Origin of the sequence: Flavobacterium sp. HJSW_4, from assembly GCF_042436695.1 — a bacterium.
Classification (GTDB): Bacteria; Bacteroidota; Bacteroidia; order Flavobacteriales; family Flavobacteriaceae; genus Flavobacterium.
The window spans coordinates 120611-140913 of sequence record NZ_JBHNPP010000009.1 but is presented as its reverse complement, the minus strand read 5'-3'; the positions used below and the strand labels follow the sequence as shown (position 1 = coordinate 140913).

Annotated in this window: 22 protein-coding genes; 12 read left to right on the top strand and 10 right to left on the bottom strand. The window is 38.1% G+C overall.

Going from position 1 to position 20303, the window contains the following annotated elements:
- Positions 1 to 22: 22 nt before the first annotated feature.
- From ACE01P_RS11095 to ACE01P_RS11070, 6 genes are all read right to left on the bottom strand, one after another.
- Complete coding sequence (locus tag ACE01P_RS11095; protein ID WP_379697472.1) at positions 23 to 268, bottom strand: hypothetical protein; 246 nt, start codon at positions 266 to 268, stop codon at positions 23 to 25.
- A gap of 191 nt (positions 269 to 459) precedes the next feature.
- Complete coding sequence (locus tag ACE01P_RS11090; protein WP_379697469.1) at positions 460 to 1092, bottom strand: class I SAM-dependent methyltransferase; 633 nt, start codon at positions 1090 to 1092, stop codon at positions 460 to 462.
- A gap of 405 nt (positions 1093 to 1497) precedes the next feature.
- Complete coding sequence (locus ACE01P_RS11085) at positions 1498 to 2427, bottom strand: ADP-ribosylglycohydrolase family protein (RefSeq protein ID WP_379697466.1); 930 nt, start codon at positions 2425 to 2427, stop codon at positions 1498 to 1500.
- A gap of 570 nt (positions 2428 to 2997) precedes the next feature.
- Complete coding sequence (locus tag ACE01P_RS11080) at positions 2998 to 3504, bottom strand: response regulator (protein WP_379697463.1); 507 nt, start codon at positions 3502 to 3504, stop codon at positions 2998 to 3000.
- A gap of 193 nt (positions 3505 to 3697) precedes the next feature.
- Positions 3698 to 5110, bottom strand: a complete 1413-nt coding sequence (locus ACE01P_RS11075) for an SDR family oxidoreductase (protein WP_379697460.1) — start codon at positions 5108 to 5110, stop codon at positions 3698 to 3700.
- 12 nt (positions 5111 to 5122) lie between these two features.
- Positions 5123 to 5806, bottom strand: coding sequence for an SDR family NAD(P)-dependent oxidoreductase (locus tag ACE01P_RS11070; protein WP_379697457.1), 684 nt, complete (start codon positions 5804 to 5806; stop codon positions 5123 to 5125).
- 245 nt (positions 5807 to 6051) lie between these two features.
- Between ACE01P_RS11070 and ACE01P_RS11065 the strand changes: the two genes are divergently transcribed.
- Positions 6052 to 6342: a TIGR03643 family protein gene (locus ACE01P_RS11065; RefSeq protein ID WP_379697454.1), complete on the top strand. Its 291-nt coding sequence runs from the start codon at positions 6052 to 6054 to the stop codon at positions 6340 to 6342.
- 119 nt (positions 6343 to 6461) lie between these two features.
- A complete protein-coding gene (locus tag ACE01P_RS11060) occupies positions 6462 to 7970 on the top strand; it encodes an ATP-binding protein (RefSeq protein ID WP_379697451.1) in 1509 nt (502 codons plus the stop codon).
- Positions 7971 to 8068: 98 nt separating this feature from the next.
- Here the strand turns inward: ACE01P_RS11060 and ACE01P_RS11055 are convergent, their stop codons facing one another.
- Positions 8069 to 8497, bottom strand: coding sequence for a hypothetical protein (locus ACE01P_RS11055; RefSeq protein ID WP_379697448.1), 429 nt, complete (start codon positions 8495 to 8497; stop codon positions 8069 to 8071).
- Positions 8498 to 8764: 267 nt separating this feature from the next.
- Between ACE01P_RS11055 and ACE01P_RS11050 the strand changes: the two genes are divergently transcribed.
- The 7 genes from ACE01P_RS11050 (at position 8765) to ACE01P_RS11020 (ending at position 13327) form a co-directional block, all read left to right on the top strand.
- A complete protein-coding gene (locus ACE01P_RS11050; protein WP_379697445.1) occupies positions 8765 to 9169 on the top strand; it encodes a hypothetical protein in 405 nt (134 codons plus the stop codon).
- Positions 9159 to 9848, top strand: a complete 690-nt coding sequence (locus tag ACE01P_RS11045; protein ID WP_379697442.1) for a VIT family protein — start codon at positions 9159 to 9161, stop codon at positions 9846 to 9848. The genes ACE01P_RS11050 and ACE01P_RS11045 overlap by 11 nt, the downstream gene beginning before the upstream one ends.
- A gap of 112 nt (positions 9849 to 9960) precedes the next feature.
- Positions 9961 to 10395: a thioredoxin family protein gene (locus ACE01P_RS11040; RefSeq protein WP_379697440.1), complete on the top strand. Its 435-nt coding sequence runs from the start codon at positions 9961 to 9963 to the stop codon at positions 10393 to 10395.
- 40 nt (positions 10396 to 10435) lie between these two features.
- A complete protein-coding gene (locus ACE01P_RS11035) occupies positions 10436 to 11329 on the top strand; it encodes an FAD:protein FMN transferase (protein WP_379697437.1) in 894 nt (297 codons plus the stop codon).
- Positions 11326 to 11559: a DUF4266 domain-containing protein gene (locus ACE01P_RS11030; protein WP_379697434.1), complete on the top strand. Its 234-nt coding sequence runs from the start codon at positions 11326 to 11328 to the stop codon at positions 11557 to 11559. The genes ACE01P_RS11035 and ACE01P_RS11030 overlap by 4 nt, the downstream gene beginning before the upstream one ends.
- A gap of 18 nt (positions 11560 to 11577) precedes the next feature.
- Positions 11578 to 12762, top strand: coding sequence for a DUF3570 domain-containing protein (locus tag ACE01P_RS11025; RefSeq protein WP_379697431.1), 1185 nt, complete (start codon positions 11578 to 11580; stop codon positions 12760 to 12762).
- A gap of 88 nt (positions 12763 to 12850) precedes the next feature.
- Entirely contained in the window at positions 12851 to 13327 is a 477-nt protein-coding gene (locus ACE01P_RS11020; protein ID WP_379697428.1) for a hypothetical protein, read from the top strand.
- A gap of 389 nt (positions 13328 to 13716) precedes the next feature.
- Here the strand turns inward: ACE01P_RS11020 and ACE01P_RS11015 are convergent, their stop codons facing one another.
- Entirely contained in the window at positions 13717 to 14094 is a 378-nt protein-coding gene (locus ACE01P_RS11015) for a helix-turn-helix transcriptional regulator (RefSeq protein ID WP_379697425.1), read from the bottom strand.
- Positions 14095 to 14272: 178 nt separating this feature from the next.
- Positions 14273 to 14854, bottom strand: coding sequence for a Crp/Fnr family transcriptional regulator (locus ACE01P_RS11010; protein WP_379697422.1), 582 nt, complete (start codon positions 14852 to 14854; stop codon positions 14273 to 14275).
- Between the two features lie 363 nt (positions 14855 to 15217).
- On the opposite strand from ACE01P_RS11010, the gene ACE01P_RS11005 reads away from it, so the two are divergent.
- The 3 genes from ACE01P_RS11005 (at position 15218) to ACE01P_RS10995 (ending at position 19060) form a co-directional block, all read left to right on the top strand.
- Entirely contained in the window at positions 15218 to 15742 is a 525-nt protein-coding gene (locus tag ACE01P_RS11005) for a hypothetical protein (protein ID WP_379697419.1), read from the top strand.
- A gap of 83 nt (positions 15743 to 15825) precedes the next feature.
- Positions 15826 to 17610 (top strand): chloride channel protein, encoded by a 1785-nt coding sequence (locus ACE01P_RS11000; protein WP_379697416.1) that lies wholly within the window; start codon positions 15826 to 15828, stop codon positions 17608 to 17610.
- A gap of 139 nt (positions 17611 to 17749) precedes the next feature.
- Positions 17750 to 19060: a DUF389 domain-containing protein gene (locus ACE01P_RS10995; RefSeq protein ID WP_379697414.1), complete on the top strand. Its 1311-nt coding sequence runs from the start codon at positions 17750 to 17752 to the stop codon at positions 19058 to 19060.
- On the opposite strand, the gene nhaA is transcribed toward ACE01P_RS10995, so the two are convergent.
- Positions 19057 to 20250 (bottom strand): Na+/H+ antiporter NhaA, encoded by a 1194-nt coding sequence (nhaA, locus tag ACE01P_RS10990; RefSeq protein WP_379697412.1) that lies wholly within the window; start codon positions 20248 to 20250, stop codon positions 19057 to 19059. The genes ACE01P_RS10995 and nhaA overlap by 4 nt on opposite strands.
- Positions 20251 to 20303: the final 53 nt, after the last annotated feature.

The window sequence follows — 20303 nt, the reverse complement described above, 5'->3', positions numbered from 1 at the left end:
TAAATGCACTTGGAAGTTGGATTTACTTAATGCTAATGGCTTGGGCTAGGTTTTCCTGCTCTATAAAAGCGGTAATGTACTCTCTTACTTCATTGCGCTTCTCCACTTCGGTTTCAAAGGTATTGATATGAAAGTCCTCGTCATGGTCCAGAATATGGATTATCTCAGTATACCCTTTTGAAATCAGGCTGCCTTTGAGCTTAAGGATGGTGTGCTGCTGATGCGCATCCAAATCCTTTCTCACCTTCAGCCATATTGCTTTTTCCATTGCGAAAGATTTAATGTTGATTGTCTCTTGCTCCTTATCAAATATAGGCATATAGATCATGGATTGTTCTTTTTTCGCTTAAAAAAAAGCCCCCATTGCTTTAATGCTGAAAATAAAAGGAAATTAAATGGATCTGCAGCAAAACCCACACCGCCCAATACTTGTCTTCCTGATTTTTTCCGTTTCCATACTCAAATCTTTCTAGCGGTCAGTATGGTATGAATTTCAATGTCTGCTTCGGATTTCTTATACTCTGTCTTAAAGGTTCTAAGCTCTTCAAATCTGTTTGCAGATAACTGCGCTTTCAATTCGCTCAACTCATGAAAATAGAAATAGATGCGATCACCTCTGCTTCCCACTTGATAACCGGACTTACTCTGGTCTCCTTCTACAAAACTTATATAAATCAGTCCATTTTCATTGAGCAGATCATAACAGTCCCTTATTAGATTTCCGCTGTCCTCCTGGGACAGATAAGGCAGACAGAAGCCGCAGACTATCGCATCATATTTTGTCTGGAGCTGGCCGATATTTCTGCTGTCCATTACTGCGAAACTGGCCGTTGGATTGCTCCTGGCCGCAAGATCGATCATGTTGGGTGCAATATCGATCCCGAAAATATCAAGGTCCGGCCTTCTGGAAAGTAAATATTTGGTAATATTTCCCGGACCGCAGCCAATCTCCAAAACTTTTGACCCTGTTTTATAAAGAGATCCGCATATGAAGTCATAGGTTTCGTTATACAAATCCAAGTCCATAAACTTCTCTTTATAGAGGAAAGCAATTTTGTTCCAGGTTTCAAAAGTTTCAATATATCTGTCCATAGCACCGCAATGTTGCAAAATAAATTATAAAAAAATACAGTTAAAAAAGGCCGTAGCCTGCCAATTAATGATTTCCAAACGCAGCGAAAATACAATTAAAATGAGAAGGCCGATACAACATTCCGCTCTAAGAAAGACTTTTTGCTTTTCATGCCGGTGCCAGATCCAATACTGGAGCTGCCTCCAATTTTGTCGCAGAACCCTAACGCGGTTTTGTGAAAAAGAACTAAATGGAAAAATGAAAGAATAACTAAATAAAGAATACATGGCTCGATTTGAATTGGAAAACTATAGAAATGTTTTACTATTACTAAATCAAGTCTATTATCTTGATTTTTCAATTCACTGCAAATACAAAACCAATTTTAAATTAGGCCAAAAATTACCAATCGATGTTGCCTGCTATTATTGATTTCTTCTAAATACACTTTTGTCAATACTTTCTACCGAATTTGTCCAAGAATAAGGAATATTTAAATCATCTGATGACATTATAGACATGCCGCCTACAATTGCACAAATAGTATCTCTATCACCTAAAATAGATACTGCTTTCCAAAGTCCTTCTTCAAAATTTTGTAGATTATATGCGGTACACCAAATTGCAAAAGGTACCGTATCTTGTGCAGTCATATTTAAGCCGTTGCCTAAAATACCCTTAACAGTTTCAATATGATAATCGTAGGGTACGCTTTTAGATTTTGATATCTTTGACTTTGTATCGCTATCTGGTAATTCTTTTAAAATTTTATCTATAAAATCAGTTGGTTTTAATATACACTTGTCAAATTTCATTTGAGTTGTCAATGCAGTACCAATTGCAACCGCAATAGCGCCTGTAATCGCTTCAATATTGGAATGAGTAATTTCAGCTGATTTTATTGATAGTTCTTTTACCTTTTGAAAATCATCGAAATGGAAAGCTCCAATTGGACAAACTCTCATTGCTGCTCCATTTCCCATTGAACCTTGTCCATCAAATGCTCTTTTTGATACTTCCTGCCAATTCTCACCGTTTTGAACTTCTCTTAATAGCCTTCTCAAAGTTGCACCATAACCTCTATTTGCATCTAAATCATGATTTATGCAAAACTGTTTTAGTAAGTTTTCCTGATCTATATCGCCATTTCTTTCTAATTCCTCAAAAATAGGAATAGACATTACTGTGTCATCAGTAAATTCCCATTTAGTTTCAGGTATTTGTCTTAAATATATGCTTTCAGAAATTATGTCTAAATCGCCAAAAAAGCTATCACCAAACGCATCTCCAATTGACACACCTAATAGTGATTTCTTAGCATTTTCAATTCTGTATGTATTATCAATGTGATCCATAATTGTCTTGTTCTTATAATAGCAGGGAGCGTCTAAATTAAGACTATTTTCGGATTTGGCAAATCATTCCAAATACCAAACCAGCTTTCCATTATTTACAAAAGTGGCTATAAAAACGAAAAGCAGAAAAAATATTAAGATGCGCAGGCTAAAATCTTGTAATAATCCTCAAAAAAATGGTTAGATAATTGATGCTTCCCGCTGCAAAACAGCACTTGAAATATGCCGAAAACGCTCATTTCAAGTTTTGTGGCAGAATCGTATCAAAATACTTCCTGCAGAGTAACAAAATCAATAAAAACAACCACTTCAGTATTTAGGTTCGAATATATTAAAGAATAATAGTTGGGACTGATAAAATTTTCAAATACATACATCGGATGTAAGGTGCAGAATCGGTGCATTTAAATTTAAAACAATTTTAAAACACTGTATTAAAACTATTTAAACACTAAAGTTCGAAACATTACTAGTCAAACCCATCAGGGGATCCAAAGGAAATCCAGCTTCTCCAGAAAAATGGCTAAAGCAGTATCGCAAGGACAAAATAAAGGTATAACACAGGTGGGCTTAAGAATCTCCCTGGGAGATGTTCTTTTCAGAAACAAAAAATAAATTTTTAACAGGCTTTAGCAAAGCTTTGGCCCAATGCAGAAAGAAGACCTTTTTTAGTACCAGCACAAAGCCGTCAAAAGAATTGGGCTTCTGGACATAGAGGTCTGCCCCCTTATCAAAGGTATCTTCAATATCTGCAGGATGATCCCAGGTCGAGAGCATAACGGCAGGAATGTCCCTTAACTCTTTATCTCCCTTTATTTCTTCCAGCGCCTGCTTTCCTCCTTTAACAGGCATATTGACATCGATAAAAATAATATCCGGATCGCTCTGGGATTTATCTCTAAGTGTATCCACGAGTTCCTGCCCGTTTTCAACGGCCGTTACCTCAGAGGGAACATCAGCCGCCTGAAGGGCATCAATGAATAATTCCTGGTCATCCTTATCATCCTCGGCCAATAAGATTTTTACCGGCTCTTTTTCTTTTGGGCTTTCAGCATCCTGATTTTCAGTACTTATCATATTGAAGCGGTTTTAGAATGTCCAAATGTACTAAAAATGCCCAAATGAAATTATGGCGTACAAAATTAATGCTCACAGGATCTCATTTTACAAAACTTTTTAAACTGCAGGATATTGAAAACAGCATTATATCAGTACAATATCCCCAGCTGTAAAATAGTCAGCAGGCCAAGCTCACATTATCCACAAACCCTTAAATGAGTTTTTTAAGCATGCCGTCAAATATAAAACCATGAAACGGCAGCACGGCATACCAGTATAGTCTTCCCATAAGCCCGCGGGGTTTAAAAGTGGCCGCCTGATATAAGGTATTGTTGATTATTTTAAATTCCAGCCAGGCTTCGCCCGGAAGTTTCATCTCGGCATATAAAACCAGTTTGCCCTGCTTCTTATCGGCGTATACAACCCTCCAGAAATCCAGTGCATCCCCTGCATGTATCTGCGTTTTATGTGTCCTTCCCCTTCTGGTTCCCACACCGCCGAAAACCTTATCGATAAACCCGCGCAGCTCCCAGAGCCAGTCGGCATAATACCACCCGGTCTCTCCTCCGATGGACCAGATCCGTTCAATTGTATATTCCCTGTTTATGACTGCTCTTTTTCTTCTGTCAATGTAACAGCCCTTTTTTGGAACCTTTAGATATTGGGAAACATTTCCCTTAAACTGTCCGCTGACACGGGAGTCTTTCCAACTTGAAATGATATCATCATCATTAATTTTTTTCAAAGCCCTCTCTAATGCCTGCCGGTAAGTAATAGGTGTAACGCCCAGCAGGCTGTTAATCCTGTTATCTCGGCAGATGACTTCCACTTTCATGCTGCTGACCAGCGCCGAGGCCAGCTTAAAGGAAGTTGAGGTCACAAAATACAGCCAGTATGACGATAATTTAGGGGTCATAATCGGTACGGTATAAATGTATCTTTGGAGTTTTTTTGCTCTGGCAAACTCCAGCAGCATTTCCTTGTAGGTCAAAATATCAGGTCCCCCGATATCAAAACTTTCATTATAAGTTAATGGATTTAACAGCGAGTGGATTAAAAACTCCAAAACATCGCTGATGGCAATCGGCTGGCATTTGGTATTGAGCCATTTTGGGGTAATCATAAGGGGCAGTTTATCCACCAGATCGCGTATTATTTCAAAAGAGGCGCTTCCCGATCCTACTATTATTCCGGCCCGAAGCACCGTTAAGGGCACTGCTGCAGTCTTTAAAATATCTTCCACCGCCTTTCTTGATGACAAATGTTTGGATAATGATTTATCATTTACAATTCCGCTGAGGTAAATAATCTGTTTTGCATTTGTCTGGTTTATTTTTTCTATAAAATAATGTGCCGAAATGCTTTCCAGCTGATCATAATTGGAAGCGCCGGACATGGAATGGATCAGGTAATAGGCCGCATCTATATCATCGGGAATATTCTTCAGGCTTGCCGGATCCAGAAAATCAGCTTCAATGATCTGTATTTTATCTTTAAACTGTTCAGGAAAGTAAAACCTGTTTTTATCCCTGACACAGCAGACCACCTCATTTCCGTGATCCAGCAGCAAGGGCAGCAGCCTCTTGCCTATATAACCTGTAGCGCCTGTTAAAAGAATTTTCATCTCTGAGCTGTTTTACAATTTAAAGCTTACCAAACCATAATCCATCGCGAAAACCTGGCCTGAAATTGAGCCTGCATCTTCAGAGATAAGATAGCCAGCCATACGGGCAACCTCCTCGGGTTTTAGATAATTTTTCAAGGGGTGTCGTTCCTTCATATTTTCCTTCATCCTGTCGTTTCTTAAAATAGATGCTGATAAAGAAGTCTCTGTAATAGTCGGGGCAATAGCATTGATACGGATTAACGGGGCAAGCTCGGCGCCGAGCGATTTAACCAGACCTTCTACTGCTGCTTTGCAGGCCGCAATACTGGCATGAAAAGGCATTCCGAGTTTTGCCGCAACACTGCTGAATAAAACAATAGAAGGGTTTTCCCCTTTCTTTAACGCAGGCAGATAATGCTGAATCACTTTGACGGCTCCCATCACATTAATTTCAAAATCATTTCTGAAATCATCCAGGCTTAAGCCTAGGATGGGTTTGAGGTTTATGGACCCCGGACAATAAATCAGGGCATTAATACTTCCAAATTCAGGCAAAGGATCCCGGAGCACATCAATTGCAAAATGAATTAAATTCGGATGGGTAATATCGGGAGCTGTCCTGCTGATATTGATAATCCGGCAGTTTTCCAGATTCTGCATTAAAACAGCATTCCCTATTCCTTTACTGCCGCCAACAATTACAATAGTTTTCATTTTTTTTAAGATTAAATTTAAGAGCCAGGCTCACTGTTTGTGCTCTAATTTTCAAGAAAATAAGATATTCTTTATTAATTATCAAAAAAGCTAAAGTGTGTTTTCACAGAAAGTGATCTTTGTATGTTAAAGATAATAATTGTTTAACTATTTTATATAAATATTAAACAAAATAAAAGTTATTTTATCTAAATTAGCTATGCTCTGCTTAATTACTAACTGGGAATTTCTCAAAAAATACAATTATGAAAAAATTAAAACAGCCATTTTCTGATCGTGACCTGGACCGCATTATTGAAATGGCATGGGAAGACAGAACCCCTTTTGAGGCTATTGAACACCAGTTTGCTCTTAAGGAAGCTGATGTAAAAGCCTTAATGAAGAAGGAACTCAAAACCGGCAGTTATACACTTTGGCGTAAAAGGGTAGAAAATTGTAAAACAAAGCATCTGCAGAAACGCTGTGCGCAGATCAGCCGCTTTAAGTGCAGCGAGCAGCGGGTCATTTCCAATAACAAAACAGCAAAGCGGAAATAATAAAAATAATTACCTGCCAATTATTGGAATTATGATAAAAAATATGGAATCCCTGTAACAGCAAACTTTTTATAACCAATATCTTCGCCATTAAAACTATAACAATCAAACCTAACGCTATGTACCGAAATCCAGGGCTTCTGCAGAATATAATTGATGCTATCCCACTTCCTGTCGGAGTGTATGTGGGAGATAATTTAGAAATTGCACTGGCCAATGATGCCATGATCAAAACATGGGGCAAAGGAAATGACGTGCTTGGAAAAACCTATCTGAGCGTGGTTCCTGAAATTGAAAAACAGCAGATTCTCGATGAGGCCCTTGGCGTACTTAAAACCGGAACAGCCTTTCACGCTGTGGACAGAAAAGTTGATCTGGTGATAGAGGGAATACTCAAGGAACATTATTTTAATTATAGTTTTATTCCACTCTTTGATGAGGATGGAAAAGTCTATGGCGTGCTTAACACCGGCGCTGATATCACAGATCTGCATAAAGCAAAAGAAGAAACCGTCAAATCAAATGAAAGACTGACCATAGCTATAGAAAGCTCCGGGATAGGAAGCTACGAAATAGACCTTGAGACCAAAAAAATCAAGACTTCAGCAAACTTCAATACGATCTGTTCGATTGGAATCGAAGCTACAAATGACGATTTAACTGCAAAACTGCACCCAGAGGACCTCCCGGCACGCGAAAAAGCACACCAGCAGGCTGAGGCAACGGGAAAAATATGCTATGAGGCAAGGATTTTAAATGATGACGGCGCCTACCGCTGGGCTAAAATCAATGGAAAGATTATCAAGGACAAGGACGGTTCTGCAAAGACCATTATTGGGATTGTTCAGGATATACACGAGCATAGGGAATTTCAGGAGGAATTAAAAAAACAGGTGGCTGCCCGCACAAACGAACTCACACGTTCAAATCGTGATCTGATGCATTTTGCCAGCGTAGTGAGCCACGATCTTCGCGAACCGCTGCGAAAAATTAAAATTTTCAATACCCTTTTACGAAATGACATAGAAGGCAATGTTAATGAAAAATCCAAAAAATATCTTCATAAAGTAACCCAGTCTGCCCAGAGAATGGAAAATATCATCGAGGGAATCCTGACTTATTCCACACTGGATAAAACGCTGCAGGTCATAGAAACAATCAATCTCAATGAGGTTATTGAAGACATCAAAATAGATCTGGAACTGATCATAAAGGAAAAAGGTGCTATTTTAATTACTTCTGATCTTCCGCAGATTCAGGGAGCGCCGATTTTAATTAACCAGCTGTTCTATAACCTGATCCAAAATGCCCTGAAATTTTCCAAAGCGGACCAGCCTCCAAGGGTTATCATAACAAGCAGCATCATCAATAGTGAGGGCCAGGATTTTGTACAGATCAAAATAAAGGATAATGGTATTGGAATTGATCCTGAATTTGCAGAAAAGATTTTCACGGCATTTGAAAGACTGCACTCTAAAGATGAGTATGAAGGCAACGGGCTTGGCCTTGCCCTGTGCAGAAAGATTGCCGAAAGGCATAATGGCAAAATAACTGCCGCCGGGGAAAAGGACAATGGCGCCGAATTTACGGTGACCCTTCCTTTAAAACAAAAAGCCGATACGCTTTAGTAATTAAAATTTATAACTTCCCCATTAGAAGAATTTTAAAAATAACAACAATATGTATGATATACTAATATTATACAGCTTCAAAAATACATGTTTTTTTATTTTGCATTCCTGTAAATTTCAATCTTGCCAATTACATCAAAATCCAATTTGTAATGGGCAGCAGGCTGATAATTTTCATCGGTGAGGGCAATTTTCATGACCTGATGAATTGAAGGATGAGTGTCTGTATCTGCATTTTTTGAAAGAACAGGGTAAAATGACAATATTCCCTGCGGAACGTTACTGTTTATAAAAAAATCAAATTCTTCTATTTTAGTGGGCTCCACAAAATACTGACCTGGAAAGTTAAGTGGATTTTGCCCTATAAAAGCCTGAAACTGCTCAAGCTCAAGACTATTAAAGGACAATGCCTTTAAACTGGAACTATCCGCCTTGTCAAGTCTGAACCATTTGAGATTTAGAATTAACCTTTGAGAATTAAAACTGCAGATAAAATATGCCAGCTGTGTATTGATGGTATACATGAAGACTTTCCTTTGTTAAATTTAATTCTCCTATTCAATTTTAAAAAGATACCCTGATTTAACTATGCTTCATTACTGATGCCATGACCAGGAGCCGCATCATTTTAAAAAGCCGATACTGTTATTGTACTGCTAACTTACTGCAATTTAATCCTGCAATAAAAGCCTGAATAAAATTTAGAATCATTCTAACGGCAGCAGCCTGATAACCAAAGGTATTTTGAAGTAATTTTATTTGGAAATTATAGACCTATGAAAATGGATTTTATGGATAGAGAGATCCTCTTGGACACTCTTAAAAACATAGATAAAAAAATTGAAGGGTTAAATAATCAAAAAATTAAAGCCTTCTTTGAGTCTCTGGGACTGGAGCAAAGAGATGACATTGCCAAAGATTATCTGAACTGGGAAAACATACTTATTGTGGTTCCCAGCCGCAGTACTTTAAATGAACTGAAGAAATATAAGTATTCCATATCCCGAATCTCTTTTATTGCAAATCCGAATGCAGAGCAGATTCATATTTACGATTTTAATGACTGGAAAAACAGCACCCGGAACAAGACACAATTTCAGATCAGGGAGCTGCTGAAAACCAATTTTGGAGGCAGTCCAAAAATATCTGAAAATCGGGACTGGGTTAAATTAATGCAAAAAAATCATGGAAGCTGAAAATCATTACATCACCAGAAGCGGATGGCTGAGGGCAGCAGTTCTGGGCGCCAATGACGGAATTTTATCCACCACCAGCCTGGCCATTGGCGTGGCAGCGGCAAGCGTGAGCAGAGAACCTATTCTGCTGGCGGCAACAGCCGGTTTAGTGGCAGGTGCATTGTCCATGGCCGCAGGCGAATACGTATCGGTAAGCTCTCAGGCTGATGTTGAAACTGCTGATCTTACCCGTGAGAAAGAGGAACTTAAAAATATGCCTGAATCAGAGCTTGAGGAACTGACCCATATTTATATGAAGCGCGGGCTGAACAGCGAACTGGCAAAACAGGTTGCAGTCGAATTGACAGCCCATAATGCACTGGAAACACATGCGAGAGATGAGCTCGGAATCAATGAAATTACCCAGGCCAATCCCTTAATGGCCGCTTTCGCATCAGCGGTATCTTTTGTCATAGGAGGCTTGCTGCCGCTGCTGGTGGCTATTTTCGCTCCCATAAAAGAAATGGTATTGTATGAGTACGGTTTTTCAATACTCTTTTTGGCATTTTCGGGAATGCTGGCCGCTAAGGCCGGGGGATCCCATACGCTGAAAGCTGTACTGCGTATCTGCGTCTGGGGAACTTTTGTAATGGCAGCCTCAGCCTTGGTCGGTTATATTTTCGGGGTTCATACGGCTTAAGAAAAACAGTCCTGAAGCCGGAGTAAAAAATTAATTGAATCTTAAGCAATTAAAAAAAATAAGAATCGCAGCAATGCGTATATTTCGTATATACCTAAAAACAGACTGCAAAATGAAACTAATTACATTATTGCTTTTAATGACCGTGCTTCCCATTAACTGGGAACCTGATTTTAATAATGCAAAAAAAACGGCAAAAGAAAAACATGAATTAATACTGCTCAACTTCTCCGGTTCAGACTGGTGCGGACCCTGCATTGTGACGCGCAGAGATTATTTTGAAAGCCAGGTATTCTCAGACATGGCAAATGAAAATCTGATATTAGTCAATGCCGATTTTCCAAGGAAAAAGAAAAATATCGGAACACCGCAGCAGGTTAAACGAAATGAAGATTTAGCCGAAATATACAACAAGGAAGGAAATTTTCCCCTGACGCTTCTTTTGGATGCCGATGGAAAAGTGCTTAAAACCTGGCATGGAAAACCCGAAACTACTCCTGAACAGTGGACTGCCGAAATAAAAGCGATCTGTGAGAGCCGAAAATAACATGCTTAAAAACCAAAAATATTCCGAATCCCTAAAACTCATGGGGAACAGCTTTACCATAACAGTTGTCGCCGAAAATGAAAAAACAGGAAATGAGAATATTGCACTTGCCATTGAAGAAATCAGACGGATTGAAAAACTTTTGACTACCTATAAACAGGACAGCCAGACCAATCTGATCAATGATAACGCAGGAATAGAACCCGTTAAAGTAGATTTGGAGGTTTTTAACCTTATTGAAAGATCTATCGGGATTTCGAGAATCACACAAGGCGCATTTGATATTTCTTACGGAAGTATCGACAAAAGCCTCTGGAATTTTGACAAATCCATGACCAGTCTTCCTGATGCCCAGACGGCTCTGAAAATGGTACACCTTATTGATTACCGAAATATTATACTTGACAGGGAAAATACAACAGTATTTCTAAAAGAAAAAGGAATGCGTATTGGTTTTGGAGGTATCGGAAAAGGATATGCTGCCGAGATGGCAAAACAAATTCTTATAAAACATAATGTACAGAGCGGCATTATTAATGCCTCCGGAGATCTTTCGGCCTGGGGACTGCAGCCCAACGGCAAAAAATGGACCATCGGTGTGGCTGATCCTGACTCGCCAAATGCGGCATTCTCCTATATGGAAATCTCAAATAAGGCGGTGGCAACCTCGGGCAATTATGAAAAATTCGTGACCATTAACGGAAAAAAATATTCGCATACCATTGACCCAAAAACAGGACTTCCGATATCGGGAATAAAAAGCGTGACCATTATTGCATCAAATGCAGAATTTGCAGATGCAATGGCTACCCCAATAGCGGTTATGGGCATTAAAGCCGGCTTGTTTTTAATAGACCAGATACCTGATCTGTATTGTATTATCATTGACGACAACAACAAAATTTACACTTCTAAAAACATTAACCTGAAATGAAAAAGCCAAGGCAAAAAAATCTCGCGCTTTTATGCAGTATTGCTTTAACAGGCATTCTGCTCACATCCTGCACCTCTGTAAAGGAATACCAGAAAGGAAAAATCAACGATTCTGAAATGGTGCTTTCCAACAGGAAAATAGAAAAGACAGAACTTAGTTTTCAATCCTACCGTGAGGGAGCTTCCGGGGCCAATTCAGGAAAAAGCGGCGGCGGCTGCGGCTGTAACTAATTTTCATACGATCAAAAAATGAAAAGAATATTCATTACGGGATTTGCATTATTGGCATTATTTCAGGCAAAGGCGCAGAATGTCCCGGTCGATTCTACCAGTTATAAAAGCAAAAAATTAAAATTGGAAGAAGTTAATCTGGTTTCGAGCTATTATAAACAAGACGGAAACAATTCAGCCGTTACGGGCGGAATCGGTTCTGAGCATCTAACTGATATTGCCAATACCATTGATGTTAAACTGGTAAAATACGGCCAGACCGGAATCAAGCATACCTTTGATATTGAAGCCGGTATTGACCATTATACCTCTGCTTCATCAGATATGATTGACCTGAGCGCCAATTCATCTGCTTCCTCTTCAGACAACCGCTTCTACCCTTCTTTGACCTACCTCAGGGAAAATGAAGAAAAAGGAAGAACGCTTGGAATCGGCGTTTCATCATCAACGGAATTTGATTACCAGTCTTTTGGAGCAAACATCAGCTTCTCGCAGAAAACAAAAGACAGAAACGGGGAATTCACGGCCAAATTCCAGACTTTTATTGATCAGCTGAAATTAATTGAGCCCGTTGAGCTTCGAGGCACAACAAGCGAGGGTTATGGCAGTGCGAACAGGAATACTTTTGCAGGAACTTTGAGTTACTCCCAGGTTGTAAACAAAAACCTGCAGCTAATGCTCGTAGGGGACTTCATCAGCCAGAATGGCTATTTAAGTCTTCCTTTTCACAGGGTTTATTTTGCTGACGGCTCTGTCCATCAGGAAAAAATGCCCGATACAAGGCTTAAAATCCCATTGGGAATAAGGGCCAGTTATTTCTTGGGGGACAATATAATTATCCGCGCCTATTACAGATATTACACCGATGACTGGAGCCTTAAAGCACATACGGCCGATCTTGAAATTCCGGTAAAATTAACTCAGGCTTTTTCATTAAGCCCATTTTACAGGTATTACACCCAGAGCGGAACCAAGTATTTCAAACCTTACGGCCAGCATACTGCAGGTGATGAATTCTATACCAGCAACTATGATCTATCCAAGTTCGACAGCAGTTTCTTTGGAATGGGAATGAAATTCACGCCCCTTAATGGAATTTTTGGCCTAAAGCATTGGAATACGCTGGAGATTCGTTATGGGCATTATACACGAACTACCAATATGACTTCTGATATTATTAGTATCAACATTAAGTATAAATAACACATAATCAAACAAGTGTAATGGATATGAATTTACGGCATGTTTATTGTTTTTATCCAAATGTAATAATGAATTAAAAAGTAAAATCATGAAAACTTTAAAATATTTTTTGATCGGGGTATTATTCCTTTCATTTGGTTACGCTCAGGCTCAGGTATCAGTAAATGTAAACATAGGAACACCTCCTGCCTGGGGACCTGCCGGTTATACGGATGCCCGTTATTATTATCTGCCGGATCTTGAAACCTATTACGATGTAAGCACGTCCAATTATGTTTATCTCAATAACGGAAAATGGGTTCGAACCAGATCACTTCCCTCTGCCTATCGAAACTATGATCTTTATAATGAATATAAAGTAGTACTGACTGATTACAGAGGAGACAGGCCTTACGACAGCTTTAAATCCCATAAAGTAAAATATGCAAAGGGCTATAAAGGAAAACCTCAAAAAACAATAGGACAAAAGCCGGGAAAAGGAAACAATAAAGATAAAAGCCACCATGATAATGGAAACCATAATGGAAATGGAAATGGCAAGGGAAAAGGAAATGGTAAACATTAATTTAAAAGAGGCTTTGGGGAGCCTCTTTTTTTATCTTCAAAGGGCAGCCAATACGTCATATTTTAAAATATAATCCATAAAAGCTATTCAATCAGTCTATTTTACAGATCGGTTTTAAAATGGCTGCAATGATTTAGATTCATAAAAAAAGGGTTCATGACTTAATTTAAGTACAATGAACCCTTTCCATGAAACAGATCCTAATTTACAAATAATTCCCAACAAATCAATGTTTTAGTAACTTTCCTTTTTTTAAATAGTTAAATCCAAATCAATAATTTAATTATTTCAAAGCCGCAGCAATCTCTGAAATACCCTTTGATTCATTAGGATACTGTTATGTTTCCCGCCGGCTTTCCTTATTATCACACTTGTCCTAAGATGGAAGACTATAAAGTGCTGCATTTTTCTTTATAATATTTAAGCTCCTGATCTGTTTTGCCAAGGAGTTTTTCTAAAAGCATAATCTTATCTTCATATAGTTTTGCAATTAAATGAAAGTTATTCTGGCCCTTTACAGTATCGTACTTTTTACTATGTTTTTCTTCACTAAAATATCTCTGAATCTCAAAATTGATTATATTTTCTACAGACAGCTCGAAGATAACTGCAAGCTGCTGAAGTTTCTCCAGGCTCAATGCTGTTGTTCCTTTTTCAATCTTGCTATACCCTGCCTGTGTTATTCCCAGCCGATACGCTGTATACTCCTGAGTGTAATTTTTTAATTCCCTAATACTTTTAATCTTCACGCCTATTAACATTTCCATAGTACTATATCTCTTTTAATTCTTCCCGACAATATTCAAATAATGCACCAATATCATATACAGCTTATCATTATCCATAATGACAAAATGTTGAATCCTTATTCATTTTACAATCTTGTAAAATTAAATTCTTAAAAAAGTTACAGCAATAACATTTGTTTATATTTTGATCCAATTATCACTCAATACCTTGTTTGAGACGGCTTAAGTGAACAGGGCTAATGTTAAGATAGGATGCAATATAGTGTTGAGGTACACGGATGAGTATTTTTGGATAGGTAATATTCATACTGTTATAACGCTGTATGGGAGTCTGTGTATAAAATCCTTTAATTTTATAATTCATCAAAAAAAAATAATCCTCTGCAATAAGTCTCCCTAACTTTTCTCCATATCGAAGATTCTTATATAAAAAATGCAGCATCTCAAAAGTAATCACTATTACTGTCGTATTTTCAAGTGCCTGAATATAAAAGTCTGCAGAAGTCTCTTTTAAAAAACTCTGATAATCTGTAGCAAAAGTATTTTCCAGTGAAAAATGAAATGTTTTTTCATCAGTATTTTCATCAATAAAATAGATCCGCATTATACCTTTTACTACAAAATATATTTCGCGGCAGATTTCTCCTTGAGAAAGAATTATTTCTTTTTTTTTAATGCGCTTAAGATTAAACATAGATTTACACTGCTCCCATTCAAGGTCGCTAATATCTATATAATGCAATATAAGTTCGCGTATGCTTTTGAATTCACTGTTCATAAATTTCTTTTAGCTTTAACATAACAAAATTTTATCCTTAATAGTGCTTTACCTATTCACTTATTGTTCCTTTCCTTATCCGTATAAAATTAATATAGCTGATTTCATTTCTATAATTGAGACGTCAAATAGCAATTCTTAACTTATACGATTGCAATCTCCGCCATTCATAAAAGTCATCAAAAGTGTGTACTCATTTTTTTTTCACAATTTTTGATGATGCCTTTATTAGCGAAGATTTTATCTGACAGAAACCTTGCTAGCAGTTCCCTGTTCTACTGCAACCATTTTGCAATTGTTATTATCAAAATTCAAAAACTAACTGCTATTTTTTTGTGGTAAATATTAAATAAATATTTATTATTGATAAAACAAGAAAACCTCACAAGTAAAAAAAAAGCTTATATTAGTTCTGAATTACAATTGAAAATGAATAGAATTATCAAAGGATTGACTAATCAATTAGTAAAAAAACCTAAGACACTTTTTTTAATTGACAGCATAGGAGCTTTTCTTACTGCCTTATTACTTTTTGTGGTATTGCGAAATCTTACAGAGTATTTTGGCATGCCTAAAAATACACTAACTATACTTTGGTCAACAGCGGCTTGTTTTTGGCTATATTCAGCAGTCTGCTTTTTATTTCTAAAAAGAAAATGGAAGCTTTATATAAAAATAATAAGCTTTGCCAATTTATTTTATTGTATGTTAACCTCTGCCTTTTTATTTATTCATCATGATGAGCTTACAGCTCTTGGTTTGACATATTTTTTACTTGAAATAGCCATCATCTGCATGCTTGCTTATATAGAACTTAATGTAGCGGCGAAAATTCTAAATACCAGTTGCGATAATCAAATTATGCCAGGCAGTAAAAGTTGCCTTTAAAATTAGCATTACATTAACGTTTAATTTTTTCAAAGACCTCATTGGGGAAGTAACTTTGCATTTATAGAATATAATTTCAAGAAATGCTCAAAAAACAGCTTCTAAAAGTAAAACAGCTCTTAATTCAGGGGCAGGAAAAAATTACCAGAAAACAATTTATTTTTCTCTCAAGTGTGTTAATTGGAATTACTTCTGCCTTTGCCGTTATTTTTCTAAAAGCTTTTGCCCACTGGGTTTATTCCTTTGCAACATATATAAATGGTACTTTAAAACTGAGTTTTATCAATAGTATCTTACCTATTATCGGAATTCTTTTAACTGTTTTTGTTGTCAAAAGAGTACTGGGAGGTACTCTTGAAAAAGGTACTTCGCAAATTTTATATATTGTAGCGAGAAAAGCCAGCATTATTCCTAAAAAGCAAATGTACGCGCAGATTATCACAAGCTCTCTAACCGTGGGACTTGGAGGGTCCGCGGGGCTGGAAAGTCCTATTGTGATAACCGGAGCTGCTTTTGGTTCCAACTTTGCCCAGCAGTTCAAATTAAGTTATCAGGAACGTACTTTATTAATTGGCTGCGGAGTGGCAGCCGGTATAGCAGCAGCTTTTAATGCACCAATTGCAGGGGTCCTATTTGCTATTGAAGTACTGCTGGTTGATGTAACCATTTCGGCCTTCACTCCTATTATGATCGCAGCGGCTACAGGTACACTGGTTTCTACAATAGTATTAAATGATGATATATTATTGACTTTTAGACAAAAACAAACCTTCGATTATCACAATATTCCTTTTTACGTATTGATGGGACTTTTTACGGGTTTTATTGCAGTTTTCTATGCTAGAAATTTTTTGAAGACCGAACATTATTTTGCCCATTTAAAATTTGGTATTTATAAAAAAGCGCTCATTGGCGCCACTATTCTGGGGCTTATGATTTTTATATTTCCGACCCTTTTTGGAGAAGGGTATGAAAGCATTAAAACCCTGGCAGATAAAGATCCTGGAAAACTGCTGGAAAATACGCTCTTTGCAGATTATGCCGGTGATCATTGGGTTTTACTGGTTTTTGTTGGTTTATCAATGCTGCTCAAGGCCTTTGCTTCGGGTATTACCCTGGGAAGCGGCGGTAATGGCGGTAATTTTGCCCCTTCCCTGTTTCTGGGCTCTTATGCAGGCTATTTCTTTTCAAAATTTTTAAATCTGACAGGCCTTACTGATTTACCGGTCAGCAATTTCACTCTTGTTGGTATGGCCGGAATCCTGAGCGGGTTATTTCACGCGCCCCTTACCGCTATTTTCCTTATTGCGGAGATCACCGGAGGATATGACCTGATGATTCCCCTTATGATAGTTGCCTCTGTGAGTTTTGCTGTTTCCAAACGTTTTGAAAAACACTCCCTGGATGTAAAGAATCTGGCCAGAAAAGGAAATGTTTTTACCAGTAACAAGGATACCAATATCCTCTGCACACTGGAAATCGAGGATCTTGTCAAAAAAGATTACCTCACTGTAGAAACCAATCAGAACCTTGAAAATGTTGCCGATCTTCTGGCACATTCAGACCAGGTTATTTTCGGGGTTATAAACAAGGAGAATGATCTTCAGGGACTGGTTTATTTTAATGATATACGGGAAGTTATTTTCGATAACCTTAAAACCAAAAATATCATTGTCGGGGATATTATGGTGCAGCCCATCCAGACAGTCCACCTCTTTGACAGCATGGAAACAGTCATGAATAAATTTGAAAAAAGCAATAAGGTCTTTCTGCCAGTGCTGAAAAATGGCAAATATTACGGCTTTATAACCAAATCAGATGTACTGGAGTCCTACAGAAACAGGCTTAAATCCATGATTTTTGAATAAAATTTTGCGTTAATACAGCTAAATTTACACCAATTTCCATCTGTTGTCATTTACGCAATAAGCCTAATAATTATTAAAATTAGTCTTATCTTAGCTATACATGCCAAAAAAAGGTATTTAGCTACTAATTTTATAGATGATGAGAAAAATTACAGATTTACTCAACCTTCGGGACGGAGAAGATGACAGGGCAAAAACCTTAGAGGCCGTAAAGAAAAACATAACCTTCAAAGGGGCTAACCTTTGGATTCTGGCCTGCGCCATTATTGTGGCTTCGGTTGGACTGAATGTAAACTCAACGGCTGTTATCATTGGGGCCATGCTGATATCCCCTCTTATGGGACCCATTGTAGGTGCCGGGTTTGCACTGGGCATTTACGACTTTTCACTGCTTAAAAAATCCCTCAATAACCTGCTTATTGCAACAGTGGTCAGCCTGGTGGTTTCAACGTTATATTTCTACCTTAGCCCTTTCAAGGATGTGCAGTCTGAACTTCTGGCCAGGACCTCCCCTAATATTTATGATATCCTTATTGCTTTTTTTGGGGGTGTTGTGGGGGTTATTGCCGTCACAAGGTCCGAAAAAGGAAATCCCATTCCCGGGGTTGCCATTGCAACGGCGCTTATGCCACCATTATGTACGGCTGGTTACGGTATCGCTACCGCGCAGTGGACCTTTTTCCTTGGCGCCTTTTATCTCTACTGCATTAACTGCGTCTTTATAGGGATCGCAACGTTTTTAATTATTAAATACCTTAACTATCCAGCTGTTAAACAGGTCGATGAAAAACATCAAAAACGCGTAAAGTATACCATCGCTTTTTTAATTACCATTATGCTGGTGCCCAGCAGTTATCTTGCCTACTCGCTCTACAGGGAGCAGCAGTTTAAAAAAAATGTAAATCTTTTTATCGAAAGCGAATTCAGCAATAAAGGGTATACTGTAGTTTATAAAAAAACTGATTTTAACTCTAAAAGCAAAAAACTAGAACTGGCTTTCCTATCAAAGCGTTTCTCCGCTTTAGAAATAAAAGATCTTACCAACAGGCTGAACCGCAACAAATACCTTGCAGGCACCCAGTTACAGATTCGACAGGACAGCACCGATCGTTTCAATGCCCTAAAAGGAGATATACTGAACCAGATCAAAAGCAGTGAAAACGAAATGAACCTTAAAGATGTGAGGATCATGCAGCTGGAAAAAGAACTGACCAAAAACAAATTTGACAGCCGTCAGATTTTAAAAGAGACCAGGGTGTTATTTCCCGCTATAAGTTCACTCTCCATAACCAAAAGCACATTAATCAATCAGAAGGACAGCACCACTGCCATAACTGCTGTCATCTATGATGCCCCCAAAGACCTTAATAAGGCTGAAAATGAAAAATTACAAAAATGGCTTAATGAGAGATTATCCGTTAAAGATGTGGAACTTTTCAGGAAGCCTTAGTGCTCCTGAAAAGTCTTTTTTTGCTTTTTATTGTACAGACTCAAAATACAAAATCCGGAAATACCCGCTATTGTAGAGGCGATTAATATGGCGAATTTGGCTTCATTTTGATGCAGCAGGTCTCCAAACGAGAGCAAGGCAATAAAGATGGACATCGTAAAACCGATTCCACCCAATAACCCAAGGCCCAAGACGTGCGTCCATGTAGTTGATTCGGGAAGCTGGGCAATTTTTAATTTTACCGATAACCATGACATCGCAAAGATTCCAATTGGCTTTCCTAAAAACAATCCAAGGATAATACCCAGCCCCAGATTACTGAAAAGTCCCTCTACCATAGTGGATTCAAAAGTAATATTGGTATTGACAAGGGCAAAGACAGGCATAATGATAAAATTGACCGGACGCGTGAGGGCATGTTCTAATTTTTCAAGCGGCGAATCGGTATCTTCTTCATTAGTGGGCAGCGTAATGGCTACCAGTACACCGGCAATAGTGGCATGAATGCCCGAGTGATGAATAAAATACCAGATAACAACCCCAGGAACCAGGTAAAAAAGCAGATTTTTAATCCCCGTCCGATTAAAAATAATCAGTAACACAAAAAGTGCCCCTGCATATCCTAAATAGACAAAATTCAATTCTGAGGAATAAAATATAGCAATTACCAAAATAGCAATAAGATCATCGACAATAGCCAGGGCAGCTAAAAATATTTTAAGCCCTGAAGGGACTTTATTTCCCAAAAGGGACAAAATCCCCAGTGCGAATGCAATGTCTGTGGCCATAGGAATCCCCCAGCCTTTAGCAGTCAGTGAATCTCCACCATTGAAAAAAGCATAAATCAAAGCCGGAACGGCTACTCCCCCTATTGCCGCTAAAACCGGCAGGGAAGCCTGGGAAAATGAAGAGAGCTCCCCTTCAATTATTTCCCTTTTTATTTCCAATCCTACAAGAAGAAAAAAGATCGCCATAAGCCCGTCATTAATCCAAAGTAAAACAGGATAACGAAGATGTACCGTATTTGTATTGAATCCGAGTTCTAAATTAAGGATTTCCTTAAAACCTTCCGACCACCCGGAATTAGCGATAAAAAGCGATATCATTACACAGATTAACAATATAATGCCTCCTGCTGCTGAAGAACGGAAGAAATGAGAAAATATCTTAAGGTTTATAAGTTTTGCCATAAATACAAATTTAGCTTTTCAAAACTGTCTCTGCAAATATTTAGGCTGGGCAA

Bases quoted from the DNA above. Each gene is read 5' to 3' on its own strand.
- ACE01P_RS11030 (WP_379697434.1), top strand. From the start codon at position 11,326: ATGAAAAAGCCAAGGCAAAAAAATCTCGCGCTTTTATGCAGTATTGCT.
- ACE01P_RS11090 (WP_379697469.1), bottom strand. From the start codon at position 1,092: ATGGACAGATATATTGAAACTTTTGAAACCTGGAACAAAATTGCTTTC.
- ACE01P_RS11080 (WP_379697463.1), bottom strand. From the start codon at position 3,504: ATGATAAGTACTGAAAATCAGGATGCTGAAAGCCCAAAAGAAAAAGAG.
- ACE01P_RS11045 (WP_379697442.1), top strand. From the start codon at position 9,159: ATGGAAGCTGAAAATCATTACATCACCAGAAGCGGATGGCTGAGGGCA.
- ACE01P_RS11035 (WP_379697437.1), top strand. From the start codon at position 10,436: ATGGGGAACAGCTTTACCATAACAGTTGTCGCCGAAAATGAAAAAACA.
- ACE01P_RS11060 (WP_379697451.1), top strand. From the start codon at position 6,462: ATGTACCGAAATCCAGGGCTTCTGCAGAATATAATTGATGCTATCCCA.
- ACE01P_RS11070 (WP_379697457.1), bottom strand. From the start codon at position 5,806: ATGAAAACTATTGTAATTGTTGGCGGCAGTAAAGGAATAGGGAATGCT.
- ACE01P_RS11025 (WP_379697431.1), top strand. From the start codon at position 11,578: ATGAAAAGAATATTCATTACGGGATTTGCATTATTGGCATTATTTCAG.
- ACE01P_RS10995 (WP_379697414.1), top strand. From the start codon at position 17,750: ATGAGAAAAATTACAGATTTACTCAACCTTCGGGACGGAGAAGATGAC.
- ACE01P_RS11050 (WP_379697445.1), top strand. From the start codon at position 8,765: ATGGATAGAGAGATCCTCTTGGACACTCTTAAAAACATAGATAAAAAA.
- nhaA (WP_379697412.1), bottom strand. From the start codon at position 20,250: ATGGCAAAACTTATAAACCTTAAGATATTTTCTCATTTCTTCCGTTCT.
- ACE01P_RS11040 (WP_379697440.1), top strand. From the start codon at position 9,961: ATGAAACTAATTACATTATTGCTTTTAATGACCGTGCTTCCCATTAAC.
- ACE01P_RS11095 (WP_379697472.1), bottom strand. From the start codon at position 268: ATGGAAAAAGCAATATGGCTGAAGGTGAGAAAGGATTTGGATGCGCAT.
- ACE01P_RS11065 (WP_379697454.1), top strand. From the start codon at position 6,052: ATGAAAAAATTAAAACAGCCATTTTCTGATCGTGACCTGGACCGCATT.
- ACE01P_RS11000 (WP_379697416.1), top strand. From the start codon at position 15,826: ATGCTCAAAAAACAGCTTCTAAAAGTAAAACAGCTCTTAATTCAGGGG.
- ACE01P_RS11075 (WP_379697460.1), bottom strand. From the start codon at position 5,110: ATGAAAATTCTTTTAACAGGCGCTACAGGTTATATAGGCAAGAGGCTG.
- ACE01P_RS11010 (WP_379697422.1), bottom strand. From the start codon at position 14,854: ATGAACAGTGAATTCAAAAGCATACGCGAACTTATATTGCATTATATA.
- ACE01P_RS11055 (WP_379697448.1), bottom strand. From the start codon at position 8,497: ATGTATACCATCAATACACAGCTGGCATATTTTATCTGCAGTTTTAAT.
- ACE01P_RS11020 (WP_379697428.1), top strand. From the start codon at position 12,851: ATGAAAACTTTAAAATATTTTTTGATCGGGGTATTATTCCTTTCATTT.
- ACE01P_RS11015 (WP_379697425.1), bottom strand. From the start codon at position 14,094: ATGGAAATGTTAATAGGCGTGAAGATTAAAAGTATTAGGGAATTAAAA.
- ACE01P_RS11085 (WP_379697466.1), bottom strand. From the start codon at position 2,427: ATGGATCACATTGATAATACATACAGAATTGAAAATGCTAAGAAATCA.